General features: G+C 73.4%; 24 protein-coding genes and 1 pseudogene. 17 read left to right on the forward strand and 8 right to left on the reverse strand.

The window, feature by feature from the left end:
* On the forward strand, window positions 1-418 hold a 418-nt coding region (locus VIM19_07475), incomplete at its 5' end, for a hypothetical protein (protein ID HEY5184727.1).
* 4 nt (window positions 419-422) lie between these two features.
* Here VIM19_07475 and VIM19_07480 read toward each other — a convergent pair.
* Genes VIM19_07480 through VIM19_07500 form a run of 5 tightly spaced genes read right to left on the reverse strand, consistent with a single transcriptional unit; the run spans window position 423 to window position 6,922 of the window.
* On the reverse strand, window positions 423-2,045 hold the full coding sequence (locus VIM19_07480; protein HEY5184728.1) for a glycoside hydrolase family 13 protein: 1,623 nt from the start codon (window positions 2,043-2,045) through the stop codon (window positions 423-425).
* Window positions 2,042-3,382 carry a hypothetical protein gene (locus tag VIM19_07485; protein ID HEY5184729.1) on the reverse strand — a complete coding sequence of 447 codons (1,341 nt, stop codon included), beginning with the start codon at window positions 3,380-3,382 and terminating at the stop codon, window positions 2,042-2,044. The genes VIM19_07480 and VIM19_07485 overlap by 4 nt, the downstream gene beginning before the upstream one ends.
* A gap of 21 nt (window positions 3,383-3,403) precedes the next feature.
* Window positions 3,404-3,787, reverse strand: a complete 384-nt coding sequence (locus VIM19_07490) for a globin (protein ID HEY5184730.1) — start codon at window positions 3,785-3,787, stop codon at window positions 3,404-3,406.
* 47 nt (window positions 3,788-3,834) lie between these two features.
* Window positions 3,835-4,824: a mechanosensitive ion channel family protein gene (locus VIM19_07495; protein ID HEY5184731.1), complete on the reverse strand. Its 990-nt coding sequence runs from the start codon at window positions 4,822-4,824 to the stop codon at window positions 3,835-3,837.
* 13 nt (window positions 4,825-4,837) lie between these two features.
* Window positions 4,838-6,922: a prolyl oligopeptidase family serine peptidase gene (locus tag VIM19_07500; GenBank protein HEY5184732.1), complete on the reverse strand. Its 2,085-nt coding sequence runs from the start codon at window positions 6,920-6,922 to the stop codon at window positions 4,838-4,840.
* 131 nt (window positions 6,923-7,053) lie between these two features.
* On the opposite strand from VIM19_07500, the gene VIM19_07505 reads away from it, so the two are divergent.
* From VIM19_07505 to VIM19_07540, 8 genes are read left to right on the forward strand one after another with little or no spacing between them, the layout of a single operon-like run.
* Window positions 7,054-7,608, forward strand: a complete 555-nt coding sequence (locus VIM19_07505) for an HNH endonuclease (protein ID HEY5184733.1) — start codon at window positions 7,054-7,056, stop codon at window positions 7,606-7,608.
* Between the two features lie 52 nt (window positions 7,609-7,660).
* The gene (locus VIM19_07510; protein ID HEY5184734.1) at window positions 7,661-7,921 is read left to right on the forward strand and encodes a LapA family protein; all 261 of its coding nucleotides are present in this window, start codon (window positions 7,661-7,663) and stop codon (window positions 7,919-7,921) included.
* A 2-nt stretch (window positions 7,922-7,923) separates the two neighbouring features.
* Window positions 7,924-9,324, forward strand: coding sequence for a HAMP domain-containing sensor histidine kinase (locus VIM19_07515; protein HEY5184735.1), 1,401 nt, complete (start codon window positions 7,924-7,926; stop codon window positions 9,322-9,324).
* Window positions 9,325-9,334: 10 nt separating this feature from the next.
* Window positions 9,335-10,048, forward strand: a complete 714-nt coding sequence (locus VIM19_07520; GenBank protein HEY5184736.1) for a response regulator transcription factor — start codon at window positions 9,335-9,337, stop codon at window positions 10,046-10,048.
* Complete coding sequence (locus VIM19_07525; protein ID HEY5184737.1) at window positions 10,045-11,469, forward strand: amidase; 1,425 nt, start codon at window positions 10,045-10,047, stop codon at window positions 11,467-11,469. The genes VIM19_07520 and VIM19_07525 overlap by 4 nt, the downstream gene beginning before the upstream one ends.
* Complete coding sequence (gene malQ / locus VIM19_07530) at window positions 11,439-13,598, forward strand: 4-alpha-glucanotransferase (protein ID HEY5184738.1); 2,160 nt, start codon at window positions 11,439-11,441, stop codon at window positions 13,596-13,598. Before VIM19_07525 ends, malQ begins: the two co-directional genes overlap by 31 nt.
* Before the next feature lie 45 nt (window positions 13,599-13,643).
* Window positions 13,644-14,018, forward strand: a complete 375-nt coding sequence (locus VIM19_07535) for a hypothetical protein (protein ID HEY5184739.1) — start codon at window positions 13,644-13,646, stop codon at window positions 14,016-14,018.
* Window positions 14,005-14,397 (forward strand): DUF5130 family protein, encoded by a 393-nt coding sequence (locus VIM19_07540; GenBank protein ID HEY5184740.1) that lies wholly within the window; start codon window positions 14,005-14,007, stop codon window positions 14,395-14,397. The genes VIM19_07535 and VIM19_07540 overlap by 14 nt, the downstream gene beginning before the upstream one ends.
* 32 nt (window positions 14,398-14,429) lie before the next feature.
* Here VIM19_07540 and pepN read toward each other — a convergent pair whose 3' ends face one another.
* Entirely contained in the window at window positions 14,430-16,979 is a 2,550-nt protein-coding gene (pepN, locus tag VIM19_07545; GenBank protein ID HEY5184741.1) for an aminopeptidase N, read from the reverse strand.
* 220 nt (window positions 16,980-17,199) lie between these two features.
* Between pepN and VIM19_07550 the strand changes: the two are divergent.
* Window positions 17,200-17,729, forward strand: a pseudogene (locus VIM19_07550) (disulfide bond formation protein DsbA).
* Between the two features lie 41 nt (window positions 17,730-17,770).
* Here the strand turns inward: VIM19_07550 and VIM19_07555 are convergent.
* The gene (locus VIM19_07555) at window positions 17,771-18,991 is read right to left on the reverse strand and encodes a GNAT family N-acetyltransferase (protein ID HEY5184742.1); all 1,221 of its coding nucleotides are present in this window, start codon (window positions 18,989-18,991) and stop codon (window positions 17,771-17,773) included.
* A 121-nt stretch (window positions 18,992-19,112) separates the two neighbouring features.
* Here VIM19_07555 and VIM19_07560 point away from each other — a divergent pair, with 121 nt between their 5' ends.
* The gene (locus tag VIM19_07560; protein ID HEY5184743.1) at window positions 19,113-20,219 is read left to right on the forward strand and encodes a PP2C family protein-serine/threonine phosphatase; all 1,107 of its coding nucleotides are present in this window, start codon (window positions 19,113-19,115) and stop codon (window positions 20,217-20,219) included.
* Between the two features lie 34 nt (window positions 20,220-20,253).
* Window positions 20,254-20,751, forward strand: a complete 498-nt coding sequence (locus tag VIM19_07565) for a VOC family protein (GenBank protein HEY5184744.1) — start codon at window positions 20,254-20,256, stop codon at window positions 20,749-20,751.
* A 1-nt stretch (window position 20,752) separates the two neighbouring features.
* Here VIM19_07565 and VIM19_07570 read toward each other — a convergent pair whose 3' ends face one another.
* Window positions 20,753-21,649 (reverse strand): hydroxymethylglutaryl-CoA lyase, encoded by an 897-nt coding sequence (locus tag VIM19_07570; GenBank protein ID HEY5184745.1) that lies wholly within the window; start codon window positions 21,647-21,649, stop codon window positions 20,753-20,755.
* 112 nt (window positions 21,650-21,761) lie between these two features.
* Here VIM19_07570 and VIM19_07575 point away from each other — a divergent pair, with 112 nt between their 5' ends.
* From VIM19_07575 to VIM19_07595, 5 genes are all read left to right on the forward strand, one after another.
* The gene (locus VIM19_07575; GenBank protein ID HEY5184746.1) at window positions 21,762-22,439 is read left to right on the forward strand and encodes a GntR family transcriptional regulator; all 678 of its coding nucleotides are present in this window, start codon (window positions 21,762-21,764) and stop codon (window positions 22,437-22,439) included.
* Entirely contained in the window at window positions 22,436-23,632 is a 1,197-nt protein-coding gene (locus tag VIM19_07580) for a CoA transferase (protein HEY5184747.1), read from the forward strand. The genes VIM19_07575 and VIM19_07580 overlap by 4 nt, the downstream gene beginning before the upstream one ends.
* Window positions 23,633-23,931: 299 nt before the next feature.
* Window positions 23,932-24,369 (forward strand): CBS domain-containing protein, encoded by a 438-nt coding sequence (locus VIM19_07585; GenBank protein HEY5184748.1) that lies wholly within the window; start codon window positions 23,932-23,934, stop codon window positions 24,367-24,369.
* A 136-nt stretch (window positions 24,370-24,505) separates the two neighbouring features.
* A complete protein-coding gene (locus VIM19_07590; GenBank protein HEY5184749.1) occupies window positions 24,506-24,691 on the forward strand; it encodes a hypothetical protein in 186 nt (61 codons plus the stop codon).
* A gap of 28 nt (window positions 24,692-24,719) precedes the next feature.
* Window positions 24,720-25,157: a VTT domain-containing protein gene (locus tag VIM19_07595; protein HEY5184750.1), complete on the forward strand. Its 438-nt coding sequence runs from the start codon at window positions 24,720-24,722 to the stop codon at window positions 25,155-25,157.
* Window positions 25,158-25,228: the final 71 nt, after the last annotated feature.

Raw genomic sequence — 25,228 nt, forward strand, 5'->3', positions numbered from 1 at the left:
GGTCGACCCACCCGCGTTGGCCAGGGAGGTGCTGGCGAACCCCCGGATCCGGCTGCCCTCCGCGGCGCACGCGGATGTGGCCACCGGCACCATCGCGACGCCGGTGCTTCAGGCGCTGGTCGCCCTGGCCCGCACGCACACGCTCGACGTCAGCGTCGTGCGGTCCGGCCACCCGGTGCACGTGTTCGGCACCGGCCGGGTGAGCGACCACCCGCGGGGGCGGGCCGTGGACATCTGGGCGGTCGACGACCGGCCGCTCGTGGACCTGGCCAACCGCGCGCTGACCGAGCAGATCATGCGGCAGGGCTCGGCCCTGGGCGCCTGGCAGGTCGGTGGCCCGGTCGACCTGGACGGCGCCGGGCTGAAGTACTTCTCCGACCACACCCACCACGACCACATCCACCTGGGCTTCGGATAGGTCCTCAGCCGACGAACCAGGCCGCGGTCTCCGGGGGCAGCAGGTGGTGGCCCTCGACCGGCCCGCTGGCGATGGACACCCCGCCCCGAGCGTCGAACCGGGCGGGGCGGCTGCCCATGTTGATGGCGCAGACCAGCCCGCTCCCCCGCCGGAAGGCCAGCACGTGCGGGTCGTCCACGGGCACCCACTCGAAGCCGGCGTCCCAGGGGACCTCGCGGCGTAGCCGCAGCGCCCGGCGAACCAGCGACAGGGTGGACGCCGGGTCCTCGCGCTCGGCGGCCACCGAGAGGGCGGCCCACGACTCCGGCTGCGGCAGCCACGGCTTCGAGCCGTCCGGGCCGAAGCCGTACGGCGGCTGCTCGCCCGACCAGGGGATCGGGACCCGGCAGCCGTCCCGGCCACGGGCCAGGTGCCCGGTGCGCTCCCAGATCGGGTCCTGCAGCACCTCCTCGGGCAGGTCGTCGACCTCGGGCAGGCCGAGCTCCTCGCCCTGGTACAGGTAGGCGGCCCCTGGCAGAGCGAGCATGGTGAGCAGGGCCGCGCGGGCCCGGCGCAGCCCGCTGTCGGGATGTTTGGGGTCGCCGTAGCGGGTGGCCGGCCGGACCACGTCGTGGTTACCCAGCACCCAGGTCACCGGCGCCCCGGACGCGTATGACTCGCGCAGCGACGCGTCGATCGCGTCGCGGAACTGCTCGGCCACGAACGGGGTGAACAGCCAGCGGAAGTTGAACGCCTGGTGCAGCTCGTCGGGTCGGGTGTACCGGGCCACCCGGTGCGGGTCGCCGAGCCACACCTCGCCGACCGTCATCCGGTCGCCGGGGTAAGAGTCGAGCACCCGCCGCCAGCCCTGGTAGATCGCGTGCACGCCGTCCTGGTCCCACATCGGCAGCGGCGGGATCTCGGTCTGCATCAGGCTGACGAAGCGGTTCTCCCCGGCGTCCGGCAGACCGGCCTGCTTCGCCAGCCCGTGCGCCACGTCGATCCGGAAGCCGTCCACCCCGCGGTCCAGCCAGAACCGCAGGACGTCCTCGAACTCGGCGACCACCTCGGGGTGCTCCCAGTTGAGGTCGGGCTGCTCCGGGGTGAACAGGTGCAGGTACCACTCGCCCGGGGTGCCGTCCGGCTCGGTGACCCGGGTCCAGGCGTCGCCGCCGAAGGTGGCCAGCCAGTCGTTGGGCGGCTGGTCGCCGTCCGGGCCCTTCCCGGGACGGAAGTGGTAGCGGGCCCGCTCCGGCGAGCCCGGCCCGGCGGCCAGCGCGACCTGGAACCAGGGGTGCTGGTCGGAGGTGTGGTTCGGGACGATGTCGACGACCACCCGCAGGTCCAGCCGGTGCGCCTCGGCGACCAGCGCGTCGAAGTCGGCCAGGTCACCGAACTGCGGGTCGACGGCCCGGTAGTCGGCGACGTCGTAGCCGCCGTCCGCCTGCGGGGAGGGATAGTACGGGGTGAGCCACAGCGCGTCGACGCCGAGGTCGACCAGGTGCGGTAGGTGCTGCCGGATGCCGGCCAGGTCCCCGATGCCGTCGCCGTCGGCGTCGGCGAACGAACGCACGTAGATCTGGTAGACGACGCCGTGGCGCCACCAGGAGCGGTCGGTTGTGGGGTCCAGGGCGGGTCCGGAGGTCACCCGGATGATCCTTGCACCTTCACCGGCTCGACGACGACGTACCACTGCGGGTCGGTGAAGTCGGTGGCCTGCACCTCGAGCGTGGCCCGGCCGTCGGGGATCACGCCGGCGTTGCGCAGCAGGAACGCGCCGACGTCGATCGGCTCGGTCTGGTACCGGTGTGGCTGGTAGTCCCATGAGGTGAACGCCGCGACCTGGACGCCGTTGATGCGCACGGTCAGCCGACCCGGGGCCACGGTGCTGGCCTTGACCTGGAAGACCTCGGGGATCTGGAAGGACCGGCTGACCGGGTTGCCGTCGGTCCGTCCGTCGGCCGAGGTCAGGTAGTTGGCGGCCGGGTCCGGGTCGGGCAGCGGCAGCGGGGTCGGTTTGGCCGGGGGCGGTGGAAGGGGGTACGCCGACCAGGCGACCGGCTGGTACCAGGCCAGGTGCAGCGTCCCGGCTGTGGTTGGCTGGGCCGAGCCGTCAGTGCCGACCACCCGCACACCGACCACGGCCGCCCGGCCCCGCTTCACCGGCACTCCGGGATGGATCAGGGGATCCCGGCCGCAGGGGAGGGTCAGGACCAGGTCCCCGTCGACCGAGATCTGGGCCGAGAGCGTGGTCGCTGCGTCGCAGCTGACACCGATCCCGATCTGGTCCGCGGGCGATCGCGCGTCGAGCGCGACGTTGCCGATGGACAACGGGACGGACGCCTCGCCGGCCAGCCGCCCACCCTCGGCGAAATCGGCGAAGGTGCTATCCGACGGCTGCGGACCGGGGGTGACCTCGCGGGCGGTGAGGACCGTCCTGGCCACCAGCGAGCCGAAGCCGACCGCGACCAGGGCGACGACGGCGGCGGCGGCCCGGTGGCGCCGCCGCGCCCGGCCCACCCGGTCGGCGACCCGGTCCAGGTCGAGGCGTTGGGCGGGGGCTGGCGTCGGGTTCGGGGTCCCCGGGCGACCGGGCGGTCCGGCCGTGGCGGCGGCGTGCTGCTCGATCCGCTGGACAGCGCGTTGGACGGCCGCGGGTGCCGTGTCCAGGACCCGGGCCGCCTCGCCCAGCGACAGTCCCGCGACGGCGACCAGCGCCCAGGCGGCCCGGTCCTTGCGGGCCACGCCGTCCGCGGCGGGCCGGCGCGCACGCCTGCCGCCGAGGTAGGTGCGCACTATGACCTCGCGGGCGAACGGCTCGGGGTCGTCGTCCAGCCGCAGCCACGCCTCGTGCACCCGAGCCAGCGCCTCGGTGGTGAGCTCGGCGGCGGCTTCGTCGTCGGCCGTCAGGGCCCGGGCGAATCCGAGCAGCGCGTACGTCCGGGCGGTGGCATAGGCCGCAAAGCCGGTTCTCGCCTGGGTCATCGCGCCGTCCGTGGGTTACGGCTACTCGAAGGCGTTCACCATACTGTCGGCCGCCATGACGAGGTAGCCCCACAGCTGCTGGTGCAGCTCCGGCGCCAGGCCGAGCTCGTCCACCGCGACCTGCATGTGCGTCAGCCAGTGCTCGCGCGCCAGCGGGGTCACGGCGTAGGGAGCGTGCCTCATGCGCAGCCGCGGGTGCCCGCGCTGGTCGGAGTAGGTGCGTGGCCCGCCCCAGTACTGCTCGAGGAACATCAGCAGCCGCTGCTCGGCCGGGCCGAGGTCCTCGTCGGGGTACATGGGGCGCAGGACCGGGTCGTCGGCCACCCCTTCGTAGAAGCGGTGGACCAGCTGGACGAACGTCTCGTGGCCGCCCATGGCCTGGTACGGGGTGGCCTCCTCGCTCATGCCCCCCATCCTCCCACCCCTGCATGAAGGTGCCCTTCGTGCCACCTTCAGGTAGGACGGACGGGGGGTGCCGGCGTCGCCGGCGTGGTGGCCGGGAAGGCGATGCCGAGGCGGTCCAGCTCGGTCTTGATGCGCAGCCGCAGCTCGCGGGCGACGGCGGCCCGCTGGTCCGGCGTGGTGGTGACCGCGAGCCGCACCACGGTCGAGTCCCTGGCCATCGACTCGACGCCGAGCACCTCCGGCGGCGCGGTGATCGCGTCGGCGAACGACGGCTCGTTCTCGTAGACGTCGGTGGCGACGCGGAGCATGGCCGACCGGACGACGTCCAGGTCGGCGTCCGGCGGCACTGCGATGTCGACCAGCGCACGGCTCCAGCCCTGGCTGCGGTTGCCCACCCGCACCACCTCGCCGTTGCGCACGTGCCACACCGTGCCCTCGGCGTCGCGCAGCCGGGTCACCCGCAGCCCGACCTCCTCGACGGTGCCGCTGGCCTGGCCCATGTCGATGACGTCACCGATGCCGTACTGATCCTCGATGATCATGAAGATGCCGGAGATGAAGTCCCGCACGAGGGTCTGCGCCCCGAAGCCCAGCGCCACCCCGGCGATCCCGGCGCTGGCCAGCAGCGGCCCGATCGGGATGCCCAGCACGTCCATGACGGTCAGGGCGGCCACCCCGAGGATCACTCCGGTGGAGATGCTGCGCAGCACCGAGCCGACCGCCTGGGCCCGCTGGGTGCGCCGCTCCGCCGCCAGCGGGCTGGACTCGAACACCGCGGCGGTGCGGCCGCGCAGCAGCGCACTCTCCCCCTTGATCGCATGGGCGACCGTCCGGTCGATCACCCGGTGCACCAGGTGCCGGGCCAGGAAGGCCAGCAGCAGGATGGCCAGGATGGTCAGCGGCGTGGCCAGCAGCCAGGCGGCGGCTAGACCGACCCATTCCTGCCCGGTGACCTGGTGCACCCAGCCGCAGAAGGTCCCGTCCCCCTCGGCGCAGCTGCCGCCGGCGAGCAGAAAGGCGGGCACGATGCCGGGCACAGCTTCCTCCTGGTCAGTCGAGGGACAGGCCGGTCTGATCGGCCAGGAAGGCCAGTGTGTCGACGGTCAGGTCGACCGCGCGGCTCACCGCCCGGGCCCCGTGGCCGACGTTCTTCTCCCGGCGCATCAGCACGGGCGCGTCGGACGTCGTCGCGTGCTGCAGGGCGGCGCACATCTTGCGCGCGTGCAGCGGGTCGACCCGGGTGTCGCCGTCGAACACGGTGAACAGGACGGCGGGGTAGGCGACGCCCTCGCGCACCTGGTGGTATGGCGAGTAGGACAGCAGCCAGCCCAGCTGCTCCGGGTCCTCCGCGCTGCCGTACTCGACGTTCCAGGTGGCACCGAGCCCGAACTTCTCGTACCGCGCCATGTCGAGCAGTGGCGCCGAGCACACCACCGCGGCGTACAGGTCCGGGCGCTGGGTCAGGGCGGCGCCGACGAGCAGCCCGCCGTTCGAGCCGCCCGAGATGCCCAGCTGCTGCGGCGTCGTCCAGCCCTGCGCCACCAGGTACTCGGCAGCCGCGTGGAAGTCGTCGAAGACGTTCTGCTTGTGGCCGAGCATGCCGGCCCGGTGCCAGGACTCACCCTCCTCGGACCCGCCGCGCAGGTTCGCGATGGCGTAGACGCCCCCCGCCTCGACCCAGCTGAGGATGGTCGCGGCGTAGGCCGGCGTGAGCGGCACCCCGAACCCGCCGTACCCGTACAGGATCGTCGGGCGCGGCCCGGCCGCGACGCCGTCGCGGGACATGACGAACATCCGCACCGGCGTGCCGTCGGTCGAGGTGTAGGTGACCTGCTCGGTGCGCACGTTGGGCACCTCGACGGCGCCCGGCGCGGTGGCCCACAGGGTGGTCTCGCCGGTGCTCGCGTCGTAGTGCTGCACGGTCGACGGCGTGGTGTGGTCGGTGTAGCCGAACCAGGCCTCGTGGCCGCCCTCGGGGCGCTCCACGATCCCGCTGATCGAGCCGAGCCCCGGCAGCGGCACCTCGCCGGTGCACCGGCCGTCGGCCAGCCGGTGCACGGTCACCTCGCTGACCGCGTGCCGGGTCCACGATGCGAGCAGCACCGGGTCGGCCAGCTCATCGCCGTCCAGGATCGCGAAGCCGTCGAGCACCGCGACCGGGTCCTCCGGAAGCAGGTCGACCCAGTGCTCGGCGGTGGGCTGGTCGGGCGTGGTCACGGCCAGCCGGCTGCGCGTCGCGTCGAGGTCGGTGAACACGTACAGCCGGCCGTCGCGGCCCACGTGTAGGCCGGTCTGGGCGTCGACCCCCACCTGCACGGGCACCAGCAGGGCTGCCTCGAGCGGCGACGCCTCGAGGTCGGCGAGCCACAGGTCGTTGCGGGGGGCGGTGCCCTCCGCCGCCGAGACCTGGAGCCAGCGGCCGTCCATGGAGACCGAGACCCCGTAATACTCGGTGGCCTTGCGGCCCTCCCCGAAGACCAGGACATCGTCGGCCGGGTCGCTGCTCACCCGGTGTAGGTACACCCGGCGGTGGAACTGCTCCTCGCCGGCCGGCACCTCCTCCGGTGGCAGTCGGCGGACGTAGTAGTACGCCGCGCCGCCCGGCAGCCAGGCGATGGGGGAGTAGCGGGCCCGGTCGATCGGCCCGTCCAGCAGCGTTCCATCGACCACGTCGACCACCCGGACGACGGACTCCTCGGTGCCGCCCTCCGACAGCTGGTAGGCGAGCCGGTCACCCTCCTTGGACGGCTGCCACGCGTCCAGCGTGGTCAGCCCCGACGGGTCGATGGCCATCGGGTCGATGAGGGTGCGCTCGGTGCCGTCCGGGTCGATGGTCAGCAGGACGGCATGCTCCTGCTCGGCGGTCCGGCGCATGAGGAACTGCCGCTCGCCGCGCCAGACCGGCGCCGTGATGACGCCGGCGGCCAGCAGCTGCTGCACCCGGGTGCGCAGCCGGTCCCGGCCGGGCCAGTGGGCGCGCTGCCGTTCGAACAGGGCGTCCTGGGCCTGCGACCAGGCCTCGGTCGCGGCGTCGGCGGCGTCCTCGAGGGCCCGGTAGGGGTCGGCCACGGGCCGTCCGTGCAGCTCCTCGACCAGGTCGAGTCGCTGGGTCTGGGGGTAGTCGTCTCGTCTCATGGCGGCTCCACCCTACGGGCGCCCTGCGGCGAATCATGCTGGCGCGGCGCGTGTCTGGAACCCAGACTGGAGGCGAGGCACCGGCGCCGCCAGTGCCGTTGACGGCCTTCGCGCGGCGGAGGGAGGCAGCCGTGGGCATGACCCTGGTGCTCAACGCCACCTACGAGCCGCTCGCCGTCGTGCCCCTGCGCCGCGCCATCGTGCTCGTGCTGGCCGAGAAGGCCACCATCGTGGAGTCGTCCGGCCGGCTGGTCCGCTCGGAGCGGCTGCAGGTGCCGGCCCCCACGGTGGTCCGACTCAGCCACTTCGTGCGGTTGCCCTACCGGCACTCGGTGCCGCTGTCCCGGCGCGCGATCCTGGAGCGGGACCGGCACCGCTGCGCCTACTGCGGGCAGCGGGCGAACTCGGTGGACCACGTCGTCCCCCGCTCGCGCGGCGGTGGCCACGAGTGGGCCAACGTGGTGGCGGCCTGCAGCCGGTGCAACCACAAGAAGGGCAGCCACCTGCTGGCCGAGCTGGGCTGGCGGCTGCCGTTCGTCCCTGCGCAGCCACCGGCCACCATCGCGCTGCTCGTCGGGCTGTCGTCCGGGCAGGACGTCTGGGAGCGGTACCTAGGCCCGGTCCATGTCCACCCGCACGGCGAGCTGGCCGCCGGAGGTGCCGCGGGTACGGCGGCTGCCGGCTGAGCGGCTCCTCTACGCTGGCCGCACGCAGCGCCAGAGGGCCGGGAGGTGTGGGATGGCAGAGCGGCCGCCGTCGGGACGGTCCATCTCCGCGAGCTGGCGCCAGGACTGGCGGCTACGCGCCGGTGTCGGGGGCGTGCTGGCCGTGCTGGGCATCTGGTTCGTGGTGGAGAACAGCGAGACCACCCGGGTGCAGCTGTTCTTCTGGACCGTGAGCGTGCCACTCATCTGGGTGCTGCTGGCCATGGTGCTGCTCGGCGTCCTCATCGACCGACTGGTGATCTGGCGGCGCGGTCGAGGCCGCGCCCGCCCTTGACCGTGCCGCCGACCGGTCTCGCCGGTCCCGACGGTCCGGCCCCCGACGACGAAGTCGACGGCCCCGAGGGCGAGTCGGCCGACTTCCCCCCGCCGCGGCCGGTCCGGAGCCGACTGCGGCTGGCCATCCTCGGGGCCACCGCCGGCGCGCTCGTGCTGTTCGCGTTGCCGCTCGCGCTGGCGATCCGCACCGTCTACACCGAGGAGGCCGCGACCGCGCTGCAGCGGGAGGCCGGGCGGATCGTGGCCCTGGTGCCGGACGAACAGCTGACGCAGCCGGACCGGATCCGGCAGCCGGACGACCGCGCCGAGTCGCTCGGGGTGTACGACCCCACCGGACGCCGGGTGTCCGGCACCGGCCCGGAGGTCAGCCGGCAGGCGGCCGCGGCCGTCGCGTCCGGCGTCGCGACAACCGGCCGGGAGGGCGCCGAGCTGGCCTCCTTCCTGCCGGTTCGGGCCGACGGGCAGCCCGCCGTGGTGGTCCGGGCGGCGCTGCCCTGGTCCACCGTGACCGGCCGGGTGCTGCGCGCCTGGGCGCTCATGGGTCTGCTGGTGCTGCTGGTGCTGGGGGTGGCCTGGTGGGTGGCCGACCGGCTGGCCCGGCGACTGGCCGCCCCGCTGGAGCGGCTTGCCGACAGCGCGGCCACCCTCGGGCAGGGCGGGTTCGGCCTGCGGGTGCCACCGTCCGGGATCCACGAGGTCGACGTCGTGGGCGGGGTGCTGGAGGACTCGGGCCGCCGCCTGGGCGAGTTGTTCCGGCGGGAGCGGGCCTTCTCGGCGGACGCCTCTCACCAGCTGCGGACGCCGCTGACCGCGCTGCGGCTGACGCTGGAGTCCGGCGCGGTCGACCAGGACGCCGACGTCGCGGGCGTGGTCGACGAGGCGCTCGTCCAGGTGGACCGGCTCGAGCAGACCGTCGACGACCTGCTCACCCTGGCCCGTGACCTGCCCGGCGAGGGGCAGCCGGCTCCGGTGGCCGCCGTGGTCCACCAGCTCGTGGCCCTGCACCGCCCGAACTGCGAGTCGGCCGGACGGCGGCTGGAGGTGCAGGTGCCCCCTGGGCTGCCCGAGGTCGACTTCCCCGAGCCGGCGCTGCGGCAGGTGCTCGAGGTGCTCGTCGACAACGCGTGCCGGCACGGGGCGGGCACCGTACGCGTCGCGGCCCGCACCGCCGGCACCGGGGTGGCCGTGGAGGTGTGCGACCAGGGGCGGCTGCCCGACGGCGATCTCGAACGGCTGTTCGCCCGCCGCTCGCCGCAGGCCAGCGGCAGCGGCATCGGCCTGGCGCTGGCCCGCTCCCTGATCGAGGCGGACGGCGCGCGGCTCGCCGTCCAGCGTCGTGCGGACGGCACGACGTTCACCGTGTTGATGGCCGCCGCCCCCGTCGCGGACGACAGTGCCTAGCATCGGCACCGTGACCAACCCGGTGATCCTCGTGGTCGAGGACGATGAGGGGATCAGCGGGCCGTTGTCCAGGGCACTCCAGGGGCAGGGCTACGCCACCCGGGTCGCCGGCACGGCCGCGGGTGCGCTGGCCGCCGCGGACGAGGACCCGTCCCCCGACCTGGTGCTGCTCGACCTCGGGCTGCCCGACCTGGACGGCGTGGAGTTGGCCCGCCGGCTGCGGGAGCGGATCCCCCTCACGGTGATCGTCATGCTCACCGCGCGCTCGACCGAGGTCGACATCGTCGTCGGCCTGGACGCCGGGGCCGACGACTACGTGACCAAGCCGTTCCGGCTGGCCGAGCTGCTGGCCAGGGTCCGGGCGCACCTGCGCCGGGGGAGCGTCGACGAGCGGGCCACCCCGCTGTCCGCGGGCGGGGTCGAGTGCGATCCGAGCGCCCGGCGCTGCTACGTCGGCGACGTGGAGGTCACCTTGCGCCCCCGCGAGTTCGACCTGCTGGCCGCGCTGATGTCCCGGGCGGGGGACGCGGTGAGCCGTGACGAGCTGATGAGCACGGTGTGGGACGCCCACTGGTACGGGTCCACGAAGACCCTCGACATGCACGTCTCCTCGTTGCGCCGCAAGCTGTCCGCGGCTGGGGCCAGCGACGGCTGCATCACGACCATGCGCGGATACGGGTACCGCTTCGAGCGCGACCCGGTCGACTCCAGGGAGATGACGTGAGCGAGCTGCACGATCTGACCGCGCTTGAGCAGGCCGCCGTGATCCGCCGCCGGGAGGTGTCCCCGGTGGAGCTGGCCGAGCACTACCTGCGCCGGACCGAGCGGCTGGACGCCCAGCTGGGCGCCTTCATCACGGTCACCCCCGAGCTGGCGCTCGAGCAGGCCAGGGCCGCCGAGCGGGCGGTGCTGAACGCCGACGACCCGCAGCGGCTGCCCGTGCTGCACGGCGTCCCGGTGCCGGTGAAGGACCTGCACTTCGTGGCCGGCGTCCGGTGCACGCTGGGCTCGCGCTCCTACGACCTCACCCCGCTCGGCGACGACAACGTGGTGCAGGCGATGCGGGCCGGCGGCCTGGTCTTCACCGGCAAGACCAACACCCCCGAGTTCGGGCTGCCCTGCTACACCGAGAGCGAGGTGGCGCCGCCGGCCCGCACGCCGTGGGACCTGACTCGTTCGGCCGGCGGCTCCAGCGGTGGGGCGGCGGCCGCGGTCGCCGGCGGGCTGGCCCCGGCGGCGCAGGGCAGCGACGGGGGCGGCTCGATCCGGATCCCGGCCAGCGTGAGCGGGCTGGTCGGGATCAAGACCAGCCGTGGGCGGGTCAGCAACGGCCCGCTGCGCGATGCGGTGGGCGACTTGGCCGTGTGCGGCCCACTGGCCCGGACCGTGGCCGATGCGGCCGCATTGCTGGACGTCATGGCCGTGCCGTTCCCGGGTGACCCCTACGTGGCGCCGCCGCTGCCGCCGGGTGAGACCTTCCTGGGCCACGCGGGTCGGGAGCCGGGGCGGCTGCGCATCGGCCGCTACCATACGCCGGTGATCGTCGACACCGACGTGCACCCGGACTGTGTGGCCGCCTACGACGGGGCCAGCGAGCTGCTCGCGGGGCTCGGGCACGAGGTGGTCGACGTCGCCCCACCGTTCGGGCCCGAGCTGGTGCCCCAGTTCGAGGTGCTGTGGTCGGTGCTGGCGCTGCTCACGCCGGTCGCGCCGGAACAGGAGCCGCTGCTGCTCCCGCTGACCCGCTGGCTGCGCGGTCGCGGCGCCGGCTTCGACGCGATCACCCTCGCCGGCGCGGTGTCCATGATCCGGCTCGCGGCCCGGGCCGCGATGGCGGCCACCGTCGGGTTCGACGCGGTGCTCACGCCCACCCTGGCGCGGCCGCCGGCCCTCGTCGGCGGCCTGCGCGACGACGACGACCCGGCGGCCGACTTCGAGGCGCAGAAGCGGTTCACCCCGTTCACGGCGCCCTACAACCTCACCGGGCAGCCGGCCATCACGCTGCCCCTGCACTGGACCGAGGACAGCCTGCCGATCGGCGTCCAGCTGGTCGGCCGGCAGGGCGGCGAGGCGACGCTCATCGCGCTGGCCGCGCAGCTGGAGGCGGCCCGCCCGTGGCGGCAGCGCACCCCGGCCTGCTGGTGAGCGACCAGGCGGCCGTAGACCCGGCGCTTCGCGAGCTCGCGGCCGCGCTCGGGGTGGCCGGCGAGTACTGGGACTGGCAGGGTCAGCGGGTCGAGGTCGGCCGGGCGACCGTCGTCGCGGTGCTGGCCGGGCTGGGCGTGGACGGCTCCACCCCGGAGCGGGCCGCGACCGCACTGGCCGAGCACCGGGCCCGGCTGTGGCGGCGGATGCTGCCGTCCTGCGTCGTGGTCCGGTCCGGCACCGCCCCGTGGTTCTGGGTGCACGTCGCGGACGGCGCGGACGTGAAGGTGTGGGTCGAGCTCGAGGACGGCGCGGTCCGCACCGACGTCGTCCAGCAGGACCACTGGGTGCCGCCCGCCGTGGTGGACGGGACGGCGGTCGGTGAGGCGACGTTCGCGGTCCCGTCCGACCTGCCCTTGGGCTGGCACTCCCTGCATGCCCGGTCCGGCGAGCTGCGGGCCAGCACCCCGCTGGTGGTGACCCCCGCGGTGCTGGGGCTGCCGCCGGCCCTGCGCGACCGCCGGGCCTGGGGGTTCGCCGTCCAGCTGTACAGCCTGCGGTCGACCCGGTCGTGGGGGATCGGTGACCTCGCCGACCTGGGTGACCTGGCCGCCTGGAGCGGCCATGAGCTCGGCGCGGACTTCGTCCTGGTCAACCCGCTGCACGCGGCCGCGCCGATCGCGCCCATGGAGCCCTCGCCGTACCTGCCGGTCTCCCGACGGTTCGGCAACCCGCTCTACCTGCGGGTCGAGGCGGTGCCCGAGTTCGGCTACCTCGAGCCCACCGCCCGGGCCACCGCCGACGAGCTGGCGGCTCCGGTGCGGGCGGCCAACTCCTCGGCGGCGCAGCTCGACCGGGACGCGTCCTGGACGGCCAAGCGGCTGGCCCTCGAGCTGGTGCACCGGGTGCCGCACTCGCCGGGGCGGGAGGTGGCCTACCGGGCGTTCCTGGAGCGGGAGGGACAGGGGCTGCTCGACTTCGCCACCTGGTCGGTGCTCGTCGAGGAGCACGGCGTGGACTGGACGACCTGGCCACCCGAGCTGCACGACCCGCGCGGCTCCGCCGCTGCGGACGTGCGGCGACGGCTGGCCGACCGCGTCGACTTCCACTGCTGGCTGCAGTGGCTGCTCGACGAGCAGCTGGCCGGGGCCCAGCGGGCGGCGCGCGCGGCCGGCATGCGGTCCGGGATCGTGCACGACCTGGCCGTCGGCGTGCACCCGCATGGTGCGGACGCGTGGGCGCTGCGGGACGTGCTCGCCGAGGGCATCACGGTGGGCGCGCCCGCGGACGCGTTCAACCAGCAGGGCCAGGACTGGTCGCAGCCGCCGTGGCGGCCGGATCGGCTGGCCGAGGTGGGCTACCGGCCGTACCGCGACATGTTGCGCACCGTGCTGCGGCACGCCGGCGGGCTGCGGGTGGACCATGTGCTGGGGCTGTTCCGGCTGTGGTGGGTGCCCGCCGGGCTGCCGCCGTCCGCCGGGACCTACGTGCGGTACGACCACGAGGCGATGGTCGGGATCCTGGCGCTGGAGGCATACCGGGCCGGCGCGTTCGTCGTCGGCGAGGACCTCGGCACGGTCGAGCCGTGGGTGCGCGACTATCTGCGAGACCGCGGGATCGCCGGGACCTCGGTGCTGTGGTTCGAGCGGGACTGGGACCACGACGTGCCGATCCGACCGGAACGGTGGCGGTCGCTGTGCCTGGCCACGGTGACCACGCACGACCTGCCGCCGACGGCCGGGTACCTGGCCGGAGAGCACGTCCGGCTGCGCTCCGAGCTGGGGCTGCTGACCCGGCCGGTCGAGGAGGTGGCGGCGCGCGACGCCGCCGAGCAGGAGTCGTTGTTGGCGCTGCTCGGCGAGCTGGGTCTGCTGCGCCCGGGGGCCGACGTGCGCGAGACCGTCGAGGCGCTGCACCGGTTCGTGGCCAGGACGCCGGCCCAGCTGGTCGGGGTCGCCCTCGCCGACGCGGTGGGCGACCTGCGGGCGCAGAACCAGCCGGGCACCGACGACGAGTACCCCAACTGGCGACTGCCGCTGTGCGGCCCGGACGGCGCGCCGCTGCTGCTCGAGCAGTTGGTGACCTCACCGAGGGTGCGGTCCCTGGCCCGGGCGGTCGCCTCGGGCTGACCCTGGCACCGGGTGCGGGGGCGGTCAGCCGGTACGCTGCCGGGCGTGAGGAACGCACCGCGTGTCGGCGCCCTGGCGGCGTCGCTGCCCCTTTCCGTGGTGCTCGCCGGGACCGCACTGGCGAGCGGCAGCCCGGACGACGGTCCGCCCCGCAGCAACGGGCTGACCACCGTCGAGACTCTCGGCCTGCTGATCGGCATCCCGGTCCTGGTCATCGTGGTGATCTGGTTGCTCGTGTACGCCACGAACCGGCCGAGTGGCGAGCGGTACCGCCCCGGCCTGAGCTGGTGGGCCGCCCCCGAGTGGTTCAACGGTCCCGGCTCGGTCGAGTCGGGCTCGACCGACGAGCAGCAGGAGACGACGGCGGAGCTGGAATCCGCCCCGATCGAGGGAGTGGGTGGCGCTCGTGCCCGCTGGTGAGGCGTTCACGCCCAGGCAGCGCGAGTCGATCGACCGCGCCATCCGGCAGGCCATGCAGCAGACCGACCTGCGCTTCTCGGTCTTTGTCGGCGCCCTCGAGGGGGATGCGCGGGTCCGGGCCGAGGCGCTGTTGGCCGGCCTTGGCGACGACGCGCCGCGCGCGGTCCTGATCGCCGTCGACCCGGCTGCCCGCGCCCTGGAGATCGTCACCGGCACGCTCGCCAAGCGGCTGCTCGACGACTACGCGTGCGGGCTCGGGGCGCTGGCCATGACCACCCAGTTCGCGGCCGGGGACCTGGCCGGCGGGATCGTCAGCGGGCTGCGCACCCTCGGTGAGCACGCGCGCTCACCGAGGGTCCTGCACGTCGAGCAGAGCTAGCCCCGAGCGAGCCCGACCGCGGCGGACCCGGCTCAGCCGGTCCGGTCGCGGTCTTGGCAGCGCAGCGCGCGCGCTACGCCGTCGCTGCCTTCGGCCAGCAGCCGGGCCAGCGGGGCTGGCGGCTCCTGCCGCGCGAGGTAATCGCTGGTGCGGTCCACCAGCGTCTGCTCGACGAGGATCGCCGGGTAGAGCCCAATGACGATGTTCGCCGCCATCTCGGTGGTGCGCTCGGCCCAGACGCGGCCCACCGAGTCGAAGTAGCGGTCGACGAACGGCCGCACCAGCTCGCGGTGGTCGGGCTCCATGAAGCCGGCGATGGTCGAGGTCTGCAGCGCGTTCGGCAGGGCTTCGGAGTCGACCACGGCGGCCCAGGCCGCCGCCTTGGCCTCGGGCGTCGGTCGGGCGGCCCGCACGGCCGCGGCCTGGCGCTCGCCGGACGCGGTGCGGTCCCGGCCCAGCTCGGCGTCGATGGCGTCGTCACCCCGGATGCCGGTCGCCACCAGCCGGCGCAGCAGCGACCAGCGCAGGTCGGTGTCGACGACGAGGCCGGGCACCTCCTGGGTCCCGTCGAGCACGGCGGCGACGACGGTCAGCTGCTCGGGCGTGGTCGCCACTGAGGCGAACGCGCGGACCAGGGCCAGCTGGTGGTCGCTGCCCGCCGCGGCGGTCATGAGCAGCTCCTGCACGCGAGCGGCGAAGGCCACCTTCGCCGCGGCCCGGTGGCCGGGGTCCACGTACATCTCGAGCGTGGAGGCAGCCTGCCGCAGCACCGTCTGCACCGTGATGATGTCGGTCTCGCGCCCGGCCGCGTTCGCCGCCAGGGTGACGAAGTCCCTCGGGCGCATCTCGGCGTCGCGGGTCATGTCCCACGCGGCCGACCAGCACAGCGCCCTGGCCAACGACGAGTCCAGGTCGCCCAGCGACTCGGTGAGCGTGGCCAGGGAGCGGTCGTCGAGCCGGATCTTGGCGAAGGTGAGGTCCTGGTCGTTGAGCAGCAGCAGGTCCGGCTGGCGGATGCCGACCAGCTTGGGCACCGTGGTCTCGGCGCCCACGACGTCGATCTCCAGCCGCTCCCGCAGGGTGAGGCCCTGGGCGGTGTGGTCGTAGAGGCCGACGGCGATCCGGTGCGAGCGCAGCGCCGGGTGGTCGACCGGCGCCTCCTGCAGCACCCGGAACGAGCTGAAGGTGCCGTCCTCGGCCAGCTCGAACTGCGGGCGCATCGTGTCGCAGCCCGCCGTCGACAGCCACTCCCGGCTCCACTGGGTGAGGTCCCGACCGGAGGTCACCTCCAGCTCGGCGAGCAGGTCGACGAGCTGGGTGTTGCCCCACGCGTGCTTGCTGAAGTAGGCCCGGACCCCGGCCATGAACTCCTCGAGGCCGACCCAGGCGACCAGCTGCTTGAGCACCGCGGCGCCCTTGGCGTAGCTGATGCCGTCGAAGTTCAGCTTGGCCGTGTCCAGGTCAGGGGCGTCGGCGGCGATCGGGTGGGTGGAGGGCAGCTGGTCCTGGCGGTAGCCCCAGGCCTTGCGCCCGGTGGCGAATCCGGTCCAGGCCTCGGTGAAGCGGGTCGCGTTCGCCGCGGCGTGGTAGGCCATGAACTCGGCGAACGACTCGTTCAGCCACAGGTCGTCCCACCACCGCATGGTGACGAGGTCGCCGAACCACATGTGGGCCATCTCGTGCAGGACCGTGTTGGCCCTGGCGTCCCGAGCGGCCTGGGTGACCTTGCTGCGGAAGACGTAGTCCTCGAGGAACGTGACGCAGCCGGCGTTCTCCATGGCCCCGGCGTTGAACTCCGGGACGAACAGCTGGTCGTACTTGCTGAACGGGTAGGGGCGGCCGAACCGGTCCTCGAAGAACGTGAAGCCCTGCTTGCTGATCTCCAGGATCTCGTCGTGGTCGAGGTACTGGCCCAGCGACGCCCGGCAGTACACGCCCAGCGGGATGCTCGACCCGTCGGCGCGGTCGTAGCTGTCCCGGACGACGTGGTACGGACCGGCGACCAGCGCGCTGATGTAGGTCGACAGCCGGGGCGTGGCGGCGAACTCCACGGTGACGGTGCCCTCGGCGGCCGGCCGGGTGGCGGTGACCTGCTCGTTGGAGACGACCTGCCAGTGGTCGGGTGCGGTCACCGTGAACGCGTGGGCGGCCTTGAGGTCGGGCTGGTCGAAGCAGGTGTACAAGCGCTTGGCGTCGGCCGGCTCGAACTGGGTGTAGAGGTACACCTCGTCGTCCACTGGGTCGACGAACCGGTGCAGGCCCTCACCGGTGTGCGAGTAGGGCAGGTCGGCGTCGATCTCGAGGACGTTGTCATCAGCCAGCCCGACCAGCTCGACCCGGCCGCTCGTGGTGGCGGCCGAGGCGTCGATGGCCACCCCGTCGAGGGTCGCCGAGTGCACCGTGTGCGCGATCAGCTCAACGAACGTCGAGGCTCCGGGCTCAGCGCAGCGGAACCGGACCGTCGTGGTGGAGCGGAACGTCTCCGCGCCCTGGGTGACGTCCAAAGTGACGTCGTACCGCTGGACGTCCAGCAGGCGGGCGCGCTCAAGCGCCTCGGCGCGGGTCAGGTTGTTGGCAGCCACGGCGCTGTGCTTCCCCTCGGTTCAGGCGGCTTGGAAATGGTCGTCGTCACGCTAGCCGACCGGCGGGTGGATCGTGGAATGGAGACTTTCCTGGCCGCGGTCGTTGAAGGTGAAAGATCCGCCGTTGCACCCCCGATCGGAGGTCACTGTGCCCGAGCGCGTCACCGCAGACTTCTGGTTCGACCCCTTGTGCCCCTGGGCCTGGGTCACCTCCCGTTAGATGCTCGAGGTGGGGGCGGTCCGGCCGGTCAGGGCGCGCTGGCACGTGATGTCGCTGGCGGTGCTCAACGAGGGCCGCGAGGTGAGCCCGGAGTACGAGCAGTTCCTGCGGCGGGCCTGGGGGCCGGTGCGCGTCGTGACCGCCGCCCAGCTGGGCCATGGGGACGACGTCGTCCTCCCGCTGTACACCGCGATAGGGACCCGGCTGCACCCGCAGGGACGGACCGACCTGGCGGCGGTGGTGGCCGAGTCGCTGGCCGAGGTGGGGCTGCCGGCCGAGCTCGCCGCGGCGATGACCTCGACGGACTTCGACGCCGAGCTGCGGCGCAGCCACCAGGCCGGCATGGACCCGGTCGGCACGGACCTCGGCACCCCGGTGATCCAGGTCGAGCGGGCGGGGGCCTGTGGTCACGCCGACCCCGCGAGGTGAGGCCGCCGGACGGCTGTGGGACGGCGTCCGGCTGGTGGCCGACACCCGACGGGTTCTTCGAGCTCAAGCGCAGCCGCACCGCGAGCCCGGCCTTCGGCTGAGGCCGGTCACACCACGAGGCGCATGCGGTGACCGGGCGGCGTCAGAAGACGAAGGGGCAGTACGGGGCGGGGTCGTGCCGGAAGGCCGCCGACGCGACGGCCAGGGCGCCCGGTCGATGCTCCACCACCAGCCCGGACTCGGCGAGCCCGGCTAGCGCCACGCCGCCGAGGTAGGCCGCCCCGAGCTCGCGGGCGTCCAGGGCCAGGTCGACCGGGTCCGAGGTAGGCGAGCACACCGCGCCGTCGAGCCCGGCCGACAACCGCCAGCGGCCGCTGTTCCACGGCCCGAAGCCGTCCGTGACCTCCAGCACCACGTCGGCCGGTGCCGAGTACGTCCGGGACGCCAGCGCCGTCGGCAGGTCGACGAGGCGCACATACAGGCTCTCGCTGAGCTCCGGGTTCGCACGGCGCGGGTCGACGAGCAGGTCCAGCAGCGGGTCGTCGACCGGGAGGTTCCAGGCGTCCACCGTGTCCATGAGGTCGACCGAGAGCAGGAACCGCCAGATCTCGGCATGCGCGGCCGGATCGGCGGCCAGCACCTCGCGTACGTCGACGGTGCCCGCCGCATAGTTCTTGGACCAGTCCGGCTTGGTGCGGAACAAGGCGTAGCCCCGCGGTGCGTGGTCGACCGTGGCCACCACGGCCCGCAGCTCGGACGCGCCCCCGCGCTCGCCGGGCGGGTCGTGGACCAGTCGTCGCAACCAGCCGTCGTCGCGCAGCGGCATCCCCGGCCGCCGGCCCCGGACGATGGACTCGACCGAACGGACGGCGTCGAAGGCGTCCGCCGGCGGCACCAGGCGCAGCGAGACGCTCGGGTCACGCTGCCGGCGCAGCTGCGCGCCCCGCTTGCTCACGGTGACGCTGAGCTTGCGGGTGGCCGCGCCGAAGCCGAACCGGCCGTAGATCCCGGACTCGGAGGCCCACAGGGCGGCGACCGGCTCGGCTCCGCCGTGCAGGCCGTCCAGCTGGTGGCGCATCATCGCGGTGAGCACCCCCTGCCGGCGGTGCGTGGGCAGCACCCCGACCCAGGTGACCCCGGCGGTGGCGACGGCCGCGCCCCCGGGCACCGCCAGGCTCAGGGTGTAGATCGACGCGATGCCGACCGGCTCCCCGCCGACGCGGGCCACGATCGAGCGGTCCTGCTCCAGCGGCTCGCGCGGCTCCTCCGACGGCTCCGGCCAGGTGTACCCGAAGGCCAGCTCGTCCAGGCGGCGGAACACCGGCCAGTCGGTGTCGCGAACCCCGACGATCTCGACGTGCATGGGGCCTTCCTACCCCAGCGGGCCCGGCGCCGCCCAGGGGGTTTCCGGCCCGGTCCAAATGGGTGAGTGGTGCCCGCAATGCTCCTCCGTGCGAATCGCTGCCGAGTAGGGTCTGCCTCTAATGTCCGCTGGCAGCCCTCCCTCTCTGCCCTTCCGCGCCGCCCGCGGGCTGCGGCGGGGGTGGAACCGCCTGCGCCGCGGCTTCCTGCGTACCGACGGGTTCGCGCTGCTGCTGCTGGTCGCTGCCGCGCTCGGCGTCGGCTGGCTCTCGACGGAGTCGGCCCGCTGGTTCTCTCCCGCCTCTCTGGCCGTGGTCGTGCTGGTCGCCGGCTTCGTGCTCTCGGTGCGCAGCCTGGTGCTGCTGCTCGGGGTCGTGGCCGGGGTGATGCTGTGGCAGGCCAACCGGCTCGGCCAGACCTTCCCGGGGCCGGGTTCGGTACTCGTCGTCGCGGTGACCGCGGTCGTGGTGATCGTGGTGGCCCGGTCGCGGGCGAGAGTCGGGGTGCAGGGGCTGCGCGGGGAGTCGATGCTGGTCGACCTGAGGGACCGGCTGAAGGCCCAGGGCGAGCTGCCCGTGCTGCCCACCGACTGGCAGGCCGAGGTCGTGCTGCGGCCGGCCGGCGGCGCGTCGTTCTCGGGGGACTTCCTCGTCGCCAGCGCCTCCCCGGGGGGGCGGGTGCTGGAGGTCGTCGTGGTCGACGTCTCCGGCAAGGGGGTGGACGCCGGTACCCGAGCCCTGCTGCTGTCCGGGGCGTTTGGGGGGCTGCTCGGGGCGATGCCGCCGGAGGAGTTCCTGGACGCCGCCAACGCCTACCTCATCCGGCAGGGCTGGGACGAGGGGTTCGCCACCGCCGTCCACCTCACCCTCGACCTGGACGACGGCCAGTACTACCTGGCCTCGGCCGGCCACCCACCCGCGGCCCAGTACGCCGCCGGCTCGGGCACCTGGCGGCTCACCGACGCCCATGGGACGGCGCTGGGCATCGACCCGAACGCGGTCTTCGAAGGGGAGCGGGGGCGGCTGGGGCCCGGCGACGCCATGCTGCTGTACACCGACGGGTTGGTGGAGCGTCCCGGCCTGGACATCAGCGTGGGCATCGATGCGCTGCTGGGGCAGGCCGAGCGGCTGGTGCCCAAGGGTTTTCGCCGGGGTGCGCGCAAGCTGGTCGACGCGGTGCGCACGGGTGAGGGCGACGACCGTGCGCTGGTGCTGATCTGGCGCCGCTGACCAGCCGCTGCCCGGGCGGCTAGGGTCGGGCGTCGTGAACAACCCGCTGCCCGGAGTGCTGGCCGTCTTCGACCACGTCGCGGTGGCCGGTCCCTCGATCCGTTCGCTGCTGCCGCTGTACGCCGACACCCTCGGGGGGCGGTTCCGCTATGGCGGGGTGAACTCCACGGTGGGCTTCCGGGCGGTGACCCTGGGGTACCCGGACGGCTCGAAGATCGAACTGCTGGAGGCGCTGCCCGGCTCCGGGTTCCTCGACTCCTTCCTCGCTCGAAGCGGCGGCCTGGGCGGGCTGCACCATGTGACCTTCTTCGTGCCCGACCTGGCCGCGGCCGTCGCGTCGGTGGAGGCGCTGGGGCTGCCGGTGTTCGGGGTCACGCTGGACGACCCCTACTGGAGCGAGGCCTTCGTGCACCCGGCGTCCAACCAGGGGGTGCTGCTGCAGCTGACCACCCCGGGACCGCACTTGGCGGAGGCGCACTCCGGGCGGACCCTGGAGGAGGTGCTCGCGGCGACCGAGATGCTGCTCGGCTGAGTCAGGCCGGGAAGCCGCCGGCCCGGCCGAGCAGCGCCGGCGCCTCGGCCTTCCCGAGCTGCTGGGCGACCCAGGTCCCGGTGTCCGCGACGGCGGTGAGGTCGAGGCCGGTGTCGACCCCGCTGCGGTGCAGCAGGTAGACGAGGTCCTCGGTGGCAATGTTGCCGGTGGCGTTGGGGGCGAACGGGCAGCCGCCGATGCCACCCGCGCTGGAGTCGAGCACGCTCGCACCGGACTCGTACGCAGCCAGGGCGTTCGCGTAGCCTGTGTTGCGGGTGTTGTGGAAGTGCGCCCGCAGCGGGATGCCACCGGTGATCGCGGCGACGCGGGGGAACAGGTCGCGCACCTGGACCGGTACGCCGACGCCGATCGTGTCGGCCAGCGCCAGCTCGTCCGGCGGCGTCTGCATGACCCGCTCGACGAGGGCGGTCACCGTCTCCGGGGCCACCTCGCCCTCGAACGGGCAGCCGAACGACGTCGACACGGTCACCGAGGTGCGCAGCCCGGCCGCCTTCGCCCGGGCGCCGATGCGGTGCCACGCGGCCACGCACTCGTCGACGCTCACGCCCTGGTTGCGCCGGCTGAACGTCTCGGTAGTGATCACCACGTAGTTGACCTCGTCGACGCCGGCGGCCAGCGCCCGGTCCAGGCCGCGCTCGTTGAGCACCAACCCGATGTAGGAGACGTCGTCGCGGCGCGGCAGCGCGGCCATCACCGCCTCGGCGTCGGCCATCTGCGGCACCCGGCCCGGGTGCACGAAGCTGACCGCCTCGACCCGCCGGACCCCGGCGGCGACCAACCGCTCGATCAACGCCACCTTGGCGGCGGTGTCCAGCAGCGTCGCCTCGTTCTGCAGCCCGTCGCGGGGCGCCACTTCAACGATCTCAACCGACGTCATCTCACTCCTTGTGCATACAAAATGCAGAACGGTGGAAACAATCTGCATACAGGGGCTTGTGCTACTTCAACGGACTCCCTACTTTGCATACAAAACCCACGGGAGGAGCCTGATGGCGCAAGCCGCTGAGCGAGCCCACCTGCGGCTGCGCGCGGCCATCCTCAAGGGTGAGTATCGCTCCGGTGAGCGGCTTGGGGAGGTCGAGCTGGCCGAGTCCTTGCACGTCAGCCGGACCCCCGTCCGGGAGGCCCTGCACCGCCTGGCCGCTGAGGGCCTGGTGGAGATCGAGGCCAACCGAGGTGCGCGGGTTGCGCACTGGAGCCGCGAGGACCTGGAAGAGATCTATGAGCTGAGGGCGCTACTCGAGGGCTCCGCCGCCCGGCGGGCGGCGGAGCGGGCCGACGACGAGGTCCTGGCCGCGTTGGGCGGTCTCTGCGACGCGATGGACATGGCGGCGCGCCCCGGCCGGCATCGGGACCTGGACCGGGTGGCCGCGCTCAACGCGGAGTTCCACGGGCTGATCATGGCCGCCTCAGACAGCTCCCGGCTGGCCGCGATGCTCGGCCAGGTCGTGCACGTGCCCTTGGTGGCCCGCACGTATCACCGCTACGACGAGGCCGCGCTCGCCCGGAGCATGGGCCACCACCGTGAGCTGGCGGCTGCCATGCGGTCGCACGACGGCCCGTGGGCCGAGTCGGTGATGCGCTCGCACGTTCACGCTGCGCGCTGCGTACTGTCCGCTGCGCTCGAGGACGGCACGCCACCTGACGAGCAGGAGGTGGGTTCATGAGTATCGGGCCGTTGAGTGACCTGCGAGTCCTCGAGATGGGGCAGCTGCTCGCTGGGCCGTTCTGCGGCCAGCTGCTCGGTGACCTCGGTGCCGAGGTGATCAAGGTGGAGCCGCCGGGCGTGGGAGACCCGATGCGCCAGTGGGGTCGCGAGAAGCCGCATGGCAAGTCGCTGTGGTGGCCCGTCGTGGCGAGGAACAAGAAGTCGGTGACCGTCGACCTGCGCACCGAGGCCGGTCAGGACCTGGTCCGGCAGCTGGTCGCGAAGTCGGATGTCGTCGTGGAGAACTTCCGCCCCGGCACGCTGGAGCGCTGGGGACTGGGGTTCGACCGGCTAGCTGCGATCAACCCGGGGATCGTGCTGGTGCGGGTCACCGGGTTCGGGCAGACCGGCCCCTACGCGCCTCGCGCCGGGTACGGGGCGATCGGCGAGGCCATGGGCGGACTGCGCTACGTGACCGGAGACCCCGACCGGGCGCCGTCCCGCACCGGGATCTCCATCGGAGACTCGTTGGCCGGGACGTTCGCCGCCCTCGGCGCACTGGCCGCGGTGCACCATGTGCGCAACGGCGGCCCGGGCCAGGTGGTCGACTCGGCCATCTACGAGGCTGTGCTCGGGCTGATGGAGTCCCTGGTCACCGAGTGGGACGCCGCCGGCTACCAGCGGCAGCGGACCGGGCCGATCCTGCCGAACATCGCTCCCAGCAACGTCTACCCGACGGCTGACAGCCAGACGGTACTCATCGCCGCGAACCAGGACAGCGTGTTCCGCCGGCTGGCCGCCAGCATGGACGCGCCGGAGCTGGCGGACGACCCGCGCTACGCAACCCATGGCGCCCGGGGGGAGAACCAGGTGGAGCTCGACGACCTGGTCTCCGGTTGGACGGCGACGTTCGACGCCGACCAGCTGCTGGAGCTGCTGCACGAGGCCGGGGTGCCGGCCGGGCGGACCTACCGGGCCGAGGACATGCTGCGCGACCCGCAGTTCGTCGCCCGCGAGTCGATCGTGCGGGTGCCGGACAAGTCGTTCGGCCCACTCGCCATGCAGAACGTCTTCCCACGCCTGTCCGCGACGCCTGGCTCGATCCGCTGGACCGGTCCCGACCTCGGCGAGCACAACGACCAGGTGTTCGGCGACATCCTCGGGCTGTCCGTCGACGAGGTCGCCGCCCTCCGCACCGCCGGAACCATCTGACCCGTTCGCCACCACCTCCCCGTCCCCCCCGTACCGAAGGGCACGCGCGTGACGTGCCGACTCGGAGTCGACGTCGGTGGCACCTTCACCGACCCTCGACTTCATCGAGAACGCGCTGCGGAATGCGCGGTACGAGATGGACGCGGTGCTCTTCCGCACCGATATGTCGCCGGGCATCCGGGAGAAGCACCGAAGGTGCCATGCCGGGGTTGCACCTCGTTTGGGGCTAGCCGAGCGCACCTGCGCACCCCTACGCTTCGGCGGACCAGTCGGTCCTCGCCGTCCCAGGAGGAGTTGTCATGCGGATCTCGGACATCCTGCGCAGCAAGGGCTCATCGGTCATCACGATCTCGCCGCAGGCCACGGTCGACTCCCTGCTCGCGCTGCTGGCCGAGCACCACGTCGGCGCGCTCGTCGTGTCGGGTGACGGCTCGTCCGTCGACGGCATCGTCAGCGAGCGGGACGTCGTCCGGGCTCTCGCGGCCCGCGGACCGAGCGTGCTGTCGGCCACCGTGGACCAGATCCACACCACCGACGTCACCACCGCCGACCCGGGCACCCGGCTGGAGGAGCTCATGCAGGTCATGACGGACGGTCGCTTCCGGCACGTCCCCGTCGTCGTCGACGGCCAGCTGCAGGGCATCGTCAGCATCGGCGACGTCGTCAAGGCGCGGATCACCGACCTGGAGGTCGAGCGCGAGGCGCTGGCCGGCTACATCACCTCCGCCACCACCTGACCTCCCGGCCCCCACCCCCCGGGGGGAGGGGGCCATTCTCACCGCCCCTTACCTTCCTGAGTCCAGCCTTGGGGGATCGACGGAGGTGGGCGCGGTGACGGTCGCCCCACCGGTGGCCGTGACACGGGGGTGAGGGATGCTCGCGCACCTGCTCACCATCGTGTTGTCGCTGTCGGGCTGGCCGGCCTACCTGGTGGTCGGGGGCCTGGCGTTGGGGGAGTCGGCCGCCTGCGTCGGACTGGTGCTGCCGGGGGAGACGGCTCTGCTGTACGGGGGCGTGCTCGCGGGTCGGGGCAACCTCAGCCTGCCGCTGGATCGGTGAGCCGCGCTGGGCACGCGCCGAGGGGTTCCTGCAACGCCGGGGCGGCCCCGCGGTGCTGCTTGGCCGCTGGGTGGGGCTGCTGCGGGCGCTGGTCCCCACGCTCGCGGGGATGGGCCGGATGCCGTACCGCACGTTCCTGCCCTGGAACGTCGTCGGCGGGGTCACCTGGGCAGGAACCGTCGTGCTGGTCGGATACGGCTTCGCCGGTTCGGTGACCGCGCTCGTCGGTGCGATGACCGGCGTCGGGATGGTCCTGACCGTCGGCACGTTCGCTGGGTTGTCCTACGCCGTCGTCCACCGTTGGATGCGTGGTCGCGGCTCGTTGCTGTTCGCCGCGGTGCGGTGCCGGGTGCCCACCGTCAGCAGTCTCCCCCTGGCGAGAGCGGCCGCCCTCCTGGTGGCGCTCGCGGTGGCCGCGCTCGTGCTGGACGGCGTCCTGGACGACGCGGCCCTACTCGTGCACTGACCGGCCGGGGCGATCGCCGGCCTGGGGGAGCGTGACGGTGAAGGTGGCGCCGTGCCCAAGCCCGGGGCTGG

The organism is Actinomycetes bacterium (assembly GCA_036510875.1).
GTDB lineage: Bacteria > Actinomycetota > Actinomycetes > Prado026 > Prado026 > DATCDE01.

Coding starts and splice junctions, on each gene's coding strand:
- VIM19_07485 (HEY5184729.1), bottom strand. CDS start 3,382: ATGACCCAGGCGAGAACCGGCTTTGCGGCCTATGCCACCGCCCGGACG.
- VIM19_07490 (HEY5184730.1), bottom strand. CDS start 3,787: ATGAGCGAGGAGGCCACCCCGTACCAGGCCATGGGCGGCCACGAGACG.
- VIM19_07500 (HEY5184732.1), bottom strand. CDS start 6,922: ATGAGACGAGACGACTACCCCCAGACCCAGCGACTCGACCTGGTCGAG.
- VIM19_07510 (HEY5184734.1), top strand. CDS start 7,661: ATGGCAGAGCGGCCGCCGTCGGGACGGTCCATCTCCGCGAGCTGGCGC.
- VIM19_07555 (HEY5184742.1), bottom strand. CDS start 18,991: ATGCACGTCGAGATCGTCGGGGTTCGCGACACCGACTGGCCGGTGTTC.
- VIM19_07560 (HEY5184743.1), top strand. CDS start 19,113: ATGTCCGCTGGCAGCCCTCCCTCTCTGCCCTTCCGCGCCGCCCGCGGG.
- VIM19_07570 (HEY5184745.1), bottom strand. CDS start 21,649: ATGACGTCGGTTGAGATCGTTGAAGTGGCGCCCCGCGACGGGCTGCAG.
- VIM19_07575 (HEY5184746.1), top strand. CDS start 21,762: ATGGCGCAAGCCGCTGAGCGAGCCCACCTGCGGCTGCGCGCGGCCATC.
- VIM19_07580 (HEY5184747.1), top strand. CDS start 22,436: ATGAGTATCGGGCCGTTGAGTGACCTGCGAGTCCTCGAGATGGGGCAG.
- VIM19_07585 (HEY5184748.1), top strand. CDS start 23,932: ATGCGGATCTCGGACATCCTGCGCAGCAAGGGCTCATCGGTCATCACG.
- VIM19_07590 (HEY5184749.1), top strand. CDS start 24,506: ATGCTCGCGCACCTGCTCACCATCGTGTTGTCGCTGTCGGGCTGGCCG.